Origin of the sequence: Nocardioides caricicola (genome assembly GCF_039541135.1) — a bacterium.
In the GTDB taxonomy this organism is placed as follows: Bacteria; Actinomycetota; Actinomycetes; order Propionibacteriales; family Nocardioidaceae; genus Nocardioides; species Nocardioides caricicola.
In genome coordinates this window covers 206,508-218,273 of the sequence record NZ_BAABFQ010000010.1, presented here as the reverse complement: position 1 = coordinate 218,273, position 11,766 = coordinate 206,508, and the positions used below count along the sequence as shown (strand labels likewise).

14 protein-coding genes are annotated in these 11,766 nt (G+C 73.1%); 5 read left to right on the top strand and 9 right to left on the bottom strand.

The genetic code is table 11. The annotated features are described in order from the left end of the window. Positions 1–25: 25 nt before the first annotated feature. The gene (gene lipA / locus ABD875_RS21910; protein WP_345182333.1) at positions 26–970 is read right to left on the bottom strand and encodes a lipoyl synthase; all 945 of its coding nucleotides are present in this window, start codon (positions 968–970) and stop codon (positions 26–28) included. 42 nt (positions 971–1,012) lie between these two features. Further along, on the bottom strand, positions 1,013–1,816 hold the full coding sequence (locus ABD875_RS21905) for an MmyB family transcriptional regulator (RefSeq protein WP_345182331.1): 804 nt from the start codon (positions 1,814–1,816) through the stop codon (positions 1,013–1,015). 110 nt (positions 1,817–1,926) lie between these two features. Between ABD875_RS21905 and ABD875_RS21900 the strand changes: the two genes are divergently transcribed. Next, positions 1,927–2,307: a nuclear transport factor 2 family protein gene (locus tag ABD875_RS21900; protein ID WP_345182329.1), complete on the top strand. Its 381-nt coding sequence runs from the start codon at positions 1,927–1,929 to the stop codon at positions 2,305–2,307. 5 nt (positions 2,308–2,312) lie between these two features. Here the strand turns inward: ABD875_RS21900 and ABD875_RS21895 are convergent, their stop codons facing one another. Beyond that, a complete protein-coding gene (locus ABD875_RS21895) occupies positions 2,313–3,284 on the bottom strand; it encodes a hypothetical protein (RefSeq protein WP_345182327.1) in 972 nt (323 codons plus the stop codon). Next, a complete protein-coding gene (locus ABD875_RS21890; protein WP_345182325.1) occupies positions 3,281–4,192 on the bottom strand; it encodes an ATP-binding cassette domain-containing protein in 912 nt (303 codons plus the stop codon). Before ABD875_RS21890 ends, ABD875_RS21895 begins: the two co-directional genes overlap by 4 nt. Before the next feature lie 84 nt (positions 4,193–4,276). Between ABD875_RS21890 and ABD875_RS21885 the strand changes: the two genes are divergently transcribed. Both ABD875_RS21885 and ABD875_RS21880 read left to right on the top strand, forming a co-directional pair. Further along, positions 4,277–4,621, top strand: coding sequence for an ArsR/SmtB family transcription factor (locus tag ABD875_RS21885; protein WP_345182323.1), 345 nt, complete (start codon positions 4,277–4,279; stop codon positions 4,619–4,621). After that, complete coding sequence (locus ABD875_RS21880; RefSeq protein ID WP_345182321.1) at positions 4,618–5,118, top strand: SRPBCC family protein; 501 nt, start codon at positions 4,618–4,620, stop codon at positions 5,116–5,118. Before ABD875_RS21885 ends, ABD875_RS21880 begins: the two co-directional genes overlap by 4 nt. On the opposite strand, the gene lipB is transcribed toward ABD875_RS21880, so the two are convergent. Continuing rightward, entirely contained in the window at positions 5,108–5,812 is a 705-nt protein-coding gene (lipB, locus tag ABD875_RS21875; protein ID WP_345182319.1) for a lipoyl(octanoyl) transferase LipB, read from the bottom strand. The two genes, ABD875_RS21880 and lipB, sit on opposite strands and share 11 nt — an antisense overlap. Beyond that, complete coding sequence (locus ABD875_RS21870; RefSeq protein ID WP_345182317.1) at positions 5,809–6,696, bottom strand: alpha/beta hydrolase; 888 nt, start codon at positions 6,694–6,696, stop codon at positions 5,809–5,811. Before ABD875_RS21870 ends, lipB begins: the two co-directional genes overlap by 4 nt. Before the next feature lie 66 nt (positions 6,697–6,762). On the opposite strand from ABD875_RS21870, the gene ABD875_RS21865 reads away from it, so the two are divergent. Beyond that, a complete protein-coding gene (locus tag ABD875_RS21865) occupies positions 6,763–7,128 on the top strand; it encodes a hypothetical protein (RefSeq protein WP_345182315.1) in 366 nt (121 codons plus the stop codon). On the opposite strand, the gene ABD875_RS21860 is transcribed toward ABD875_RS21865, so the two are convergent. The 3 genes from ABD875_RS21860 to lpdA all read right to left on the bottom strand — a co-directional run bounded on the left by ABD875_RS21860 (position 7,121) and on the right by lpdA (position 11,303). Further along, the gene (locus ABD875_RS21860) at positions 7,121–8,017 is read right to left on the bottom strand and encodes a TIGR01777 family oxidoreductase (protein WP_345182313.1); all 897 of its coding nucleotides are present in this window, start codon (positions 8,015–8,017) and stop codon (positions 7,121–7,123) included. The genes ABD875_RS21865 and ABD875_RS21860 overlap by 8 nt on opposite strands. Before the next feature lie 86 nt (positions 8,018–8,103). Next, entirely contained in the window at positions 8,104–9,903 is a 1,800-nt protein-coding gene (gene sucB, locus ABD875_RS21855; protein WP_345182310.1) for a 2-oxoglutarate dehydrogenase, E2 component, dihydrolipoamide succinyltransferase, read from the bottom strand. Positions 9,904–9,923: 20 nt separating this feature from the next. Then, positions 9,924–11,303 (bottom strand): dihydrolipoyl dehydrogenase, encoded by a 1,380-nt coding sequence (lpdA, locus tag ABD875_RS21850; RefSeq protein ID WP_345182308.1) that lies wholly within the window; start codon positions 11,301–11,303, stop codon positions 9,924–9,926. 82 nt (positions 11,304–11,385) lie between these two features. On the opposite strand from lpdA, the gene ABD875_RS21845 reads away from it, so the two are divergent. After that, positions 11,386–11,754, top strand: coding sequence for a hypothetical protein (locus ABD875_RS21845; protein WP_345182306.1), 369 nt, complete (start codon positions 11,386–11,388; stop codon positions 11,752–11,754). The last annotated feature ends 12 nt before the right edge of the window (positions 11,755–11,766 follow it).

Genomic DNA, 11,766 nt, shown 5'->3' with positions numbered 1-11,766 from the left:
GCCTCGTTCTGGTGTGTCGGTCGGGTCAGGCGGTGGCGACGCCCGCGCGGGCGTCCATGGCCTGACGGTACAGGCGCCCGGCCCGGTACGACGAACGGACCAGCGGGCCGGACAGCACCCCGGAGAAGCCGATCTGGTCGGCCTCGTCCTTGAGCTCCACGAACTCCTCGGGCTTCACCCAGCGCTCGACGGGGTGGTGCCGCACCGAGGGGCGGAGGTACTGGGTGATCGTGACCAGCTCGCAACCGGCCCCGTGCAGGTCGCGCAGCGCCTGCGACACCTCGTCGCGGGTCTCGCCCATGCCGAGGATGAGGTTGGACTTGGTGACCAGGCCGAAGTCGCGGGCCTGGGTGATCACGTCCAGCGAGCGCTCGTAGCGGAACGCCGGGCGGATCCGCTTGAAGATGCGCGGCACGGTCTCGACGTTGTGGGCGAGCACCTCGGGCCGCGACTCGAACACCTCGCGGAGCAGCTCGGGCTTGCCGTTGAAGTCCGGGATGAGGTTCTCGACGCCGGTGTCGGGGTTGAGCTCGTGGATGGCCCGCACGGTCTCGGCGTACAGCCAGGCGCCACCGTCCTCGAGGTCGTCGCGCGCGACGCCGGTGATCGTGGCGTAGCGCAGGCCCATGGTCTGCACGGACTCGGCGACCCGGCGGGGCTCGTCGCGGTCCAGCGGCTGCGGCTTGCCGGTGTCGATCTGGCAGAAGTCACAGCGCCTGGTGCACTGGTCGCCGCCGATGAGGAACGTCGCCTCGCGGTCCTCCCAGCACTCGAAGATGTTGGGACAGCCGGCCTCCTGACACACGGTGTGGAGTCCCTCGGACTTCACCAGGCTCTGGAGGTGCTTGTACTCCGGACCCATCTTCGCGCGGGTCTTGATCCACTCGGGCTTGCGCTCGATCGGGGTCTCCGCGTTGCGCACTTCGAGTCGGAGCAGCTTTCGGCCTTCTGGGGCGGGAGCTTGCGTCACGCCCCAACTGTACGCGCGGCCGGGTGACCGGCCGAGCCGGGCTCAACCGGCGTCGCGCAGGGCCGCCGCGGTCCGCTCGTCGGCGGGCAGGAACGCCTCGATCGCGATCTCGTCCAGGGTGACGTCGCGCGGGGAGCCGAAGACCGTCGTCGTGTAGGCGAAGGCCAGCTCGCCGTCCCCGGTGGCCAGCCGGAGGGGTACGACGAGGGGGTGGCTCGCCGGGACCGGGCCGGCGTCCACGTGACCCGGCGGGGCGGGGTAGCCACGCAGCTCCGCGAGGAGCTCGGCCAGCACCGGGTCGCCGGTGCGGTCGAGCTGGCGGCGGACCCGGCCGAGCACGACCGCGCGCCACTCCGCGAGGTTGCGGATCCGCGCGGCCAGGCCGTCGGGGTGCAGCGTCGCGCGCAGCACGTTGACCGGCGGCGTCGTGAGCCCCGGGGGCAGGTCGGCGAAGAACGCGCTCGCCGCGCGGTTGGCCGCGACCAGGTCCCAGTGCACGTCGACCGCCAGCGCCGGGTGCGGCTCGAGCCCGGCGAGCACGGTGTCGATCGCCGTCCGGGCGGCGCCGAGGTCGACGAGCGCCCGCTGGGGGTGCGGCGGCGCGTAGCCGGCCGCGAGGTGGAGCCGGTTGCGCTCGCGGAGCGGCACCTCGAGCTCGTCGCAGAGGCGCTCGATCAGCACCGGGCTCGGCCGCGACCGGCCGGTCTCGACGTAGCTGAGGTGCCGCGTGGACACGTCCGCGGCCAGCGACAGGTCGAGCTGCGAGCGGCGCCGGCGCTCGCGCCAGCGGCGCACCTGGGCTCCGACCGGTTCGGCAGCGGTGCTGGCGTCGAGAGCGGCGGTCATGGGCCCAGGCTGCCCGGACCGGTGCGCCCCGGCAATGACGTCCGACGTCATCGACACCGCTCCCGCCCGAGGTCCACGCTGCTCGTCCATCCACCGAGAGGAGCACCACCATGACCGAGCTCGAGATCGCCGACCGCTACACCGCGTTCTGGAACGCCTCCACCGACGAGGACCAGCAGCGGCTGGCCGCGCTGACGTTCGTCGACGGCGTCGAGTACCACGCGCCGATCGGCGTGCTGACCGGCGCGCAGGCCATGATCGGCTTCCGCCAGGAGTTCACCAGCCACGTGCCGACCGCGCGGCTGGTCGCTCGCCGGGTGCCCGAGCGACACCACGACCGGATGCGGTTCCAGTGGGAGATCGTGGTCGGCGACGAGGAGTCGTTCGCGACCGGCACCGACGTCCTGGAGCTCGACCGGGACGGTCGGATCAGCTCGGTGACGAGCTTCCTCGACCGTGCCCCGGAAGGCTTCGAGGCCGCGCACCACTGAGGCGGTCAGGGGACGTCGCGACGGCGGAACGACGCGACCGAAGCCCCGGCGGTGGCAGCCAGGGCCACGCCGTAGTAGCCGAGCCCGTGCCAGAGCGAGAGGTCCCGGATCTGGTCGCACTCCGAGTTCGGCTCGGGCTCGGTCGCCTCCTGGGCGCGCATGAAGCAGGAGTCGGGGACCTCGGCGTAGTACGTCGTGCCGTTCTTCACGATCGCGGACACGTTCTTCTGCGGCTGCCACTGCTCGCCGATGCCCAGCGTCGCGATGATGATGCCGCCCGCGATCGAGACGCCGAACAGCACGCCGACGGTCGCCACCGTGCTGCGGAACAGCATCGTCAGCGCGTAGCCGCCGAGCGCCGCCGCGGTCGCGAACCCCGCCCCGCGCATGCCGTAGGCGAGCGAGTCCGCGAGCGCGCCGTCGAGCATCGGCAGGTCGCGGGCCCTCATCGTCGCCCACAGGGTGAGCCAGTACGCCGTGCTCACGGCCGCCGCCAGCACGAACGACGCGAGCGTGACCGCGAGCGCCTTGGCCCACCACACCCGCCCGCGTCTGGCCTCGAACAGCAGCTGGTTGCTCATCGACCCGGTGTTCCAGTCGTGGCCGACGAACGTCGTGCCGGCGAGCAGCAGGAACGCCGTCAGCACCGCGACGACCGCCATCCCCGAGCCGCCGACCCGCTCGCCGGCCAGGCTCAGCGGCTCGCGGCCGGTGTACCAGCCGACCACCATGTCCGTGCATCGCTGCTCCGCGTCCTGCGCCGGCACGCCGTAGCGGCGCGGGTGGTCGACGCAGTCCTGGATCTCCGAGGACCCGTTGCGGGCCGCCTGGTCGAGCTCGCCCTGGGAGACCGGCCGGGTCGCCCAGACGCGGGACGCCGCGATCAGCGCGGGGACCACGATCGCGAGGACCAGCAGCGCGAGCACGGCGCGCCGCCAGCGCAGGCGGGTCAGCTCGACCCCGAGCAGCCGGATCACTGCTCCGCTCCCATCTCCGTGCCCGAGGTGAGCTCGAGGAACACCGACTCGAGGTCGCGGCGCACGGGTGTCAGCTCGCTCAGCCAGATCCCGGCGGCGCCGAGCGCCTGGGTCACCTCGGCGGGCCGGTCGGTCTCGACGAGCAGGTCGTCGGTGAGGTGGAAGCCGGCCACGTCGAGGACCCGGCGGGCCGCCTCCGGGTCGGGCACCGCGACGCGGTACGACGTGCTCGCGCCGACCAGGTCGTCCACGCGGCCGGACGCCAGCATCCGGCCCTGGCCGATGATCGTGGCCGACGTGCAGACCTGCTGGACCTCGGCGAGGATGTGCGAGCTCAGCAGCACGGTCACGCCGGACTCGCCGAGGCTGCGGATCGTGTCCCGGATCTCGCGGATGCCCGCCGGGTCGAGGCCGTTGGTGGGCTCGTCGAGGATCAGCAGCGCCGGGTCCTTGAGCAGGGTCGCGGCGATCGCGAGCCGCTGCTTCATGCCCAGCGAGTAGGTCTTGAACCGGTCCCGGTCGCGACCGGTCAGGCCGACGGTCTCGACGGCGGCGTCGACCCGCGACGAGGGCGCGCCGATCGAGCGGGCCAGCAGCGTGAGGTTCTGGCGCCCCGAGAAGTGCGGCGCGAACTTCGGGCTCTCCACGACCGCACCGACCCGTCCGATCACCGACGGCAGCCGGTCGGGGACCGGCTCGCCGAAGAGCCGCATCGAGCCCGCGGTGGCGTGCGCCAGGCCGAGCAGCATCCGGATCGTCGTGGTCTTGCCGGAGCCGTTGGGGCCGAGGAAGCCGTGGACGCCGCCGGCGGGGACCGCGAGGTCCAGGTCCGAGACGGCGACCCGCAGGCCCTGGCGCGTGCGGAACTCCTTGCGGAGCCCCGAGGCCTCGATGACGAGTTCGCTCACCCGGGGACCCTACGGCGCGGGCGGCACGATCACGGGTTGCCGCGCCCCTTGCCTGATAGGTAACCGAAAGGTTACCTTTTTGCCGTGGACGCCTTCGCCGCGCTGGCCGACCCGGTACGCCGCGAGCTCCTGGTCGAGCTCGCCGCCGGCCCGGCGCGCGTGGTCGACCTCGCGGACGCCCGTCCGATCTCGCGCCCGGCGGTCAGCCGGCACCTGCGGCTGCTCGCCGAGGCCGGCCTGGTCGTGGCCGAGGATCGCGGCCGGGAGCGCCACTACGCGCTGCGCCGCGACGGGCTCCGGCCGGTGGCGGCGTACCTCGCCGGGTTGCGGCCGTCGCCGCTCACCGCCAACGCGCTGGACGCGCTCGACACCGAGGTGCGCCGCGCGACCCGCGACCGGCGTACCAGCTCGAAGAAGGAGACCGCATGAGCACACCCACCGGCCGCATCGAGACCGTGGACGGCATCCGCCGGCTCGTCATCGAGCGTACCTTCGACGCGCCGATCGACGACGTCTGGGCCGCGGTCACCGAGCCGGAACGGATGGCCCGTTGGATCGGGACCTGGTCAGGGGATCCCGCGACGAAGCGCGTCGCGTTCCGGATGCTGTTCGAGGACGGGGACTCCTCCGAGGACGTGGAGATCCGCGCGTGCGACCCGCCCCGCCGGCTGGCGGTCACGACGCACGCGGACGGTCAGTCGTGGCAGCTCGAGCTCGAGCTGTCGGAGACCGACGGCGTGACCACGCTCGTGTTCACCCAGCCCGCCGTGGGCGCCGCGGAGGCGGAGAACGTCGGGCCGGGCTGGGAGTACTACCTCGACCGGCTGGTGCGCGCCGAGACCGGCGGCGACCCGGCGGACGTCGACTTCGAGCGCGACTACTACCCGGCCATGCAGGAGCACTACCGGGCGCAGGTCACGGGGTGAGCAGCTCGATGCGTGGGACCCTGGCCGGGTCCGGCCTCGGCTCGTAGTCCGGGGTGGCGTCGTACGGCGCCCAGGAGAGGTAGTGGCCGAGGTGCTTCTCGACGTACGGCGTCACCTCGGCGACGGTCACGTCGCGGCCGAGCTCGCGGCTCAGCGAGGTCACGCCGGCGTCGGCGATGCCGCAGGGCACGAACCGGTCGTACCAGCCCAGGTCGACGTCGCAGTTGATCGCGAAGCCGTGCATGGTGACGCCGCGGCTGACGCGGATGCCGATCGCGGCGACCTTGCGCTCGGGGCCCTTCTTGTCGGCGCGCAGCCAGACGCCGCTGCGACCCGGGACCCGCGCGGTGGTCACGCCGAGGTCGGCGCAGACCTGGATCAGCGCCTCCTCCACGCGGCGGACGTAGTCGACGACCTTGACGTGGTCGGGCAGCGTGACGATCGGGTAGCCGACCAGCTGCCCCGGGCCGTGGAACGTGATCTTGCCGCCGCGGTCGACGTCGATGACGTCGGCGTCGCCGGGGTCGGCCGGCCGCTCGTGCGGCTCGGTGCGCTTGCCGGCGGTGAACACCGGCGGGTGCTCGAGCAGCAGGGTCGTGTCCGGCAGGTCGCCGTCGACGACCCGCTGGTGCACGTCGCGCTGGAGCTCCCAGGCAGCGACGTAGTCGACCAGGCCACGCTCCTCGACGTTCACGTCGTCGAGCCTACGTGCTCACCCAGGAAGGCCAGCTCGACGGGCAGCATCCGGCGCCAGTAGTCCGGGTCGTGGGCGCCCGGGTCGAAGCTGCTCGTCACGTCGTCGAAGCCGTCGGCGTACGCCTGCACCTCGCGGTAGAAGGGGTCGCCGGTGCCGCAGTCGACGCGCACCGGGATCCCGGCGAGCTCCTCCTGACGTCCCATCACGGAGTACTCCTCGTACTCCGCCGCGTCCACGAACCCCTTGCGCGACGCGTCGTCGGGGTCGCGCCAGACCGCGGGGCTGACCGCGACGACCGCGCCGACCCGGTCCGGCCCGAGCAGCGCGGCCAGCCGGAGCGCGCCGTACCCGCCCATCGACCAGCCGAGCAGGCCGATCCGGTCGGTGCGCACGCCGTGGCCGTCCGCCAGCATCGGCAGCAGCTCGTCGACCACCATCGCGCTCGCGTCGTCGCCGTCCGGGCGCGGGTGCCAGTAGTTGCCGCCGCCGTCGGCCGCCGCGATCGCGAACGGGGGCACGCCGTCGGCGACCGCCGCCGCGAGGTAGCGGTCGAGGCCGAACTGGTCCTTCAGCAGCGAGGCGTGGTCGGCACCGTGTCCGTGCAGCGCGACCACGACCGGGAGCTCGTCGTGCTCCCCGGGCGGCGAGATGAGGCACCAGCCCGTCTCGGCGCCGAGCCGCGCCTCGGAGACGAAGCTGCCCTGCGCGACCGGGCCGGGCTCGATGTCGGGCACGACGCCGGGCGAGCCGTTGAGCCCGAGGTGGGCCTGCGCCCAGGGCCGGCCCGGCAGGACGCCCCGCTCGACGCCGACACCGGCGCCGACGGCGACCACGGCACCGGCGGCGGTGCCTCCGAGCAGGACCGTGCGACGACTGAGCATCTGGCCGAGTCTGCCAGCCCTGTGGATGAACGTCGGCAGCCGCGCGGATCGGGGTATCCGGAGGGGGTGCTCCCGGAACTCGCGCTCGCCCTCGCCCCCGTCGACGTCCTGCGCGCCTGGGACGAGCACCGCTCGGAGGCCTGGGCGACCGGTGACGTCGCCGGGCTGCGCTCGCTCTACACCGCGGGTGCTGCGGCCGGTCGCGCCGACGCCGCGATGCTGCGCGCCTGGGAGGAACGCGGCCTCCGGGTGACCGGGATGGAGATGCAGCTGCTGTCGGTCCAGGTGCGCCGGCGTACGGCGGACCGGTTGGTGCTCGACGTCGTCGACCGGCTCGTGGGCGGCGCGCACCTGCCGGCCGACCTGCCGACCCGGCACGTGGTCACGCTGCGGGTGGTCGCCGGGGAGTGGCGGGTCGCCGGGGTCAGCTGAGACCGGTGCGCACGACCTCGTGGACGGTGCGGTCACGGAACCAGTAGCCCGAGTCCTCGAGCACCGCGGGGCGCAGGTTCAGCGAGCCGAGCGCCTCGGGGGCCAGGCGGCCCGCGCCGAGACGGATCGCGAACTCCGGCACGGCGAGGAAGGCCCGGCGCTGGAGGGCGCGGGCGAGCGCCGCGGTGAACTCGGCGTTCGTCGGGGTCTCCGGGCTGCACAGGTTGACCGGGCCGCTCACCTCGTCGTGCTCGGCCAGGTGCGCGACCGCGCCGACCCAGTCGCGCAGCGAGATCATCGCCATGTGCTGCCGGCCGCTGCCGAGCCGGGCGCCGAGCCCGAGCTTGGTGAGCAGCCGCAGCTGCTTGAGCGGAGCGCCGCGTCGGTCCATCACCGGCGCGGTGCGCAGCAGGCACACCCGGGCGCCGGCGTCGACGGCCGGGAGGGCGGCGTCCTGCCACTCGCGCGTGACCTCGGTGAGCAGGCTGTCGCCCTCGCTGCCGCTGGCCTCGGTGACGACCTGGGAGCCGTGGTCGCCGTACCACGCGATGGCGTTGCCGGCGAGGAACGCCGGCTTCCGGTCGCTGCTCGCGACCGCCTCGGCGAGCACCCGCGTGGTGGTCACCCGGCTGGTGCGCAGGTTGCGCGCCCACGCGCCGGAGTGCGGGTTGCCGATCGTGGGGGAGCCGGCCAGGTTCACCACGACGTCGGCGCGCTCGATGGTGGCGCGGTCGTAGACGTCGGCGTAGGGGTCCCACGCCGACTCGTCCGGCGCCGAGGTCGGCCGGCGTACCAGCGCGACCACGGAGTGCCCGCGGCCGGTCAGCTCCTCGGCGAGGTGGGTGCCCAGGAACCCGGAGGCCCCGGCGATCACGACGTTCAGCGGCATGGGACCAGCCTGTCATGCCCGCAAATGCGGAGTCGTCCGCCTCTGGACTGCCTGGAGGCAGCCGAGAGGCGGACGACCCGTCAGGCTCAGACCTCGAACTGACCGGACTCCAGGCGCTTCTTGACCGCCTGCAGGAAGCGGCCGGCGTCGGCGCCGTCGACCAGCTGGTGGTCGTAGGTGAGCGCGAGGTAGACCATGTGGCGCACGGCGATCGTCTCGCCGAGGTTCGGGTCGTCGATGACGACCGGACGCTTCACGACGGTGCCGGGACCGAGGATCGCGACCTGCGGCTTGTTGATGATCGGGGTGTCCCAGAGGGCGCCGACCGAGCCGAGGTTCGTGATCGTGAACGTGCCGCCCGACAGCTCGTCGGGCCCGATCTTGTTGGTGCGGGTCCGCTCGGCGACGTCGGCGATCTTCTTCGCCAGGCCGGCGATGGAGAGGTCGCCCGCGTCCTTGACCACCGGGGTGAGCAGGCCCTTCTCGGTGTCCACGGCGAACGCGACGTGCTCGCGGTCGAAGTAGGTCACCTCGCCGGCCTCGGTGTCGAGGGTCGCGTTGAGGGCCGGGTGCTCCTTGAGCGAGTCGATCGCGGCCTTCGCGAAGAACGGCAGGTACGACAGCTTCACGCCCTCGCGGGCCAGGAAGTCGGCCTTCACCGAGTCCCGCAGCCGCGCGATCGCGGTCACGTCGACCTCGACCACCTGGGTGAGCTGGGCGGAGGTCTGCAGCGACTCGACCATCCGGCTGGCGATGATCTTGCGCAGCCGCGAGATCTTCTCGGTCTTGCCGCGCAGCGGGGACGGCGTCGCCGGCGCGGGCGCCGACGAGGACGCGGCCGGTGCGGCGGCGGGGGCCGCCGGGGCCGCGGCGGCGGGCTTCGCGGCCGCGTCGAGCACGTCCTGCTTGCGGATCCGGCCACCGACGCCGGTGCCCGTCACGCCGGCCAGGTCGACACCGTGCTGCGCGGCGAGCTTGCGCACCAGCGGAGTCACGTAGCCGGGGCCGTCGCCACCGCCCACCGGCTCCGACTGCTGGGGGGCCGACTGCTGGGGGGCCGACTGCTGGGGGGCCGACTGCTGCGGCTCGGGCTTCTTCTCCGGCTCGGGCTCGGGCGCCTTCTCCTCGGCCTTCGGCTGCTCGGGCTCCGGCTGCTTCTCCGGCTCGGGCTCAGGCTCGGGCTCGGGCTGCTTCTCCGGCTCGGGGGCCTTCTCCTCGGCGGGTGCGGGCGCGGCGCCCTGGTCGCCGATCACGGCCAGCTCGGCGCCGACCTCGACGGTCTCGTCCTCCTCGACCTTGATCTCCAGCAGGGTGCCGGCGACCGGCGAGGGGATCTCGGTGTCGACCTTGTCGGTGGAGACCTCGAGCAGCGCCTCGTCGACGGCCACCTCGTCACCGACCGACTTCAGCCAGCGGGTCACGGTGCCCTCGGTCACCGACTCGCCGAGCGCGGGCAGCGTCACCGACGTACCGGAACCACCGCCGGACGGCTTCGCCTCGGCGGCCGGCTTCTCGGCCTCCTCGGCGGCGGGCGCGGGCTCCTCGGCGGCCGCCGGCTCCTCGGCCTGCTGCTGCTCGGGCTCGGGCTCCGGCTCGGGCTCGGGCTCGGGCTCGGGCTGCTCCTGGTCGGCCGAGCCGCCACCCTCGCCCTCGTCGCCGATCAGCGCGAGCACGGCGCCGACCTCGACGGTGTCGTCCTCGTTGGCCTTGATCTCCAGCAGGGTGCCGGCGACGGGGGACGGGATCTCGGTGTCGACCTTGTCGGTGGAGACCTCGAGCAGCGCCTCGTCGACGGCCACCGTGTCACCGACCTGCTTGAGCCAGCGGGTGACGGTGCCTTCGGTGACGGACTCGCCGAGTGCCGGCAGGGTGACTTCGGTGGCCATGGGCTTCCTTCGCTTCTCGATCAGGCGTGTGCGTGGAGGGGCTTGCCGGCGAGCGCGAGGTGCGCTTCGCCGAGGGCTTCGTTCTGGGTCGGGTGCGCGTGGACGAGGGGTGCCACGTCTTCGGGGTACCCCTCCCAGTTGTAGATCAACTGCGCCTCGCCGATGAGCTCACCGACCCGGTCGCCGACCATGTGGACGCCGACGACGGGACCGTCCTTGCGGCGCACCAGCTTCACGAAGCCCTGGGTCTTCAGGATCTGGCTCTTGCCGTTGCCGCCGAGGTCGTAGGTGAGGGTCTCGATGCCGTCGGCGCCGTACGTCGCGGCGGCCTTGGCCTCGTCGAGGCCCACGGAGGCGAGCTCGGGGTGCGAGTAGGTGACCCGGGGGATGCCGTCCTCGTCGATGGGCTTCGGGTCGAGGCCGGCGATGTGCTCGGCGACGAGGATGCCCTGCTGGAACCCGCGGTGCGCGAGCTGCAGCCCGGGGACGATGTCGCCGACGGCGTACACGCCCTCGACGTTGGTGCGGCAGTGGCCGTCGGCGAGCACGAAGCCGCGCTCCATCGCGATGCCCTGCTCGTCGTACCCGAGGCCCTCGGTGACCGGTCCGCGGCCGACCGCGACCAGCAGCAGCTCGGCCTCGATCACCTCGCCTCCCTCGACGGTCACCGCGACGCCGGTGTCGGAGTGCTTGACGCTCTGGAACGAGGTGGCGGTCTTGAACGCGATGCCGCGCTTGCGGAACGCGCGCTCGAGGACCTTCGAGGACGCCTCGTCCTCGGCGGCCATCAGCCGCGGGAGCGCCTCGACGATGGTGACCTCGGCGCCGAAGCTGCGCCACACGCTGGCGAACTCGCAGCCGATCACGCCGCCGCCGAGCACGACCACCGACGCCGGGACGCGGTCGAGCTTGAGTGCGTGCTCGGAGGTGATCACGCGCTCGCCGTCGACCTCGAGGCCGGGGAGGCTGCGGGAGTAGGAGCCGGACGCCAGCACGACGTTCCGGCCGGTGTAGGCCTTGCCGTCGACGGTGACCTCGCGCGGGCCGGTGAGCCGGCCGGAGCCCTCGATCACGGTGATGCCGCGGCCCTTGATCAGGCCGGTGAGGCCTTTGAAGAGCCGGGAGACCACGCCGTCCTTGTAGGCGTTGACGCCGGCCATGTCGATGCCCTCGAGGCTGGCGAGGACGCCGAACGTCGCGGAATCGCGGGTCTGGTCGGCGACCTCCGCGGCGTGCAGCAGCGCCTTGGTGGGGATGCAGCCGACGTGCAGGCAGGTGCCGCCGAGGTTGCCCTTCTCCACCAGTCCCACGGTGAGCCCGAGCTGGGCGGCCCGGAGGGCGCATGCGTAGCCACCGGAGCCGGCACCGAGGATGAGTACGTCGAAGTCGGGATCGGCCACGGGCCCATCCTTGCACTTCCGCTCAACGTGTCCACACCGAGGTTCCTACGCTCCGGTAGGTCCGCAAGGCACACTGGTGCCCATGGCGTGGATGGACCGGTTCCGGCGTGGCTCGGGCACCAAGATGAAGGGCCCCGCGCGCGACGCTGCGCGCACCGGATCGACCCGGGTACGGGCGGCGGACACCGTGGACCTCGAGCACCTGCAGACGTGGGTCGCGGAGCGCCGCGGGGTCGAGGGCTTCGTGGAGCCGCGCACCGCGGTCAGCGACGTGACGCTGCTCCTGGTCGCGCACGACGGCGAGTGGACCCGCCGCCGGGTGCCGTCGGTGAAGTGGGCGCACGACTTCTGCAACCGCGGCCAGATCCCGTCGTACGACGCCGCGGTCGTCGGCATCCCGCAGCGGATGCGCGACTACAACCGCCGCAAGAAGCTCGAGGGCGGGCTCTAGCCGTAGCCGGCC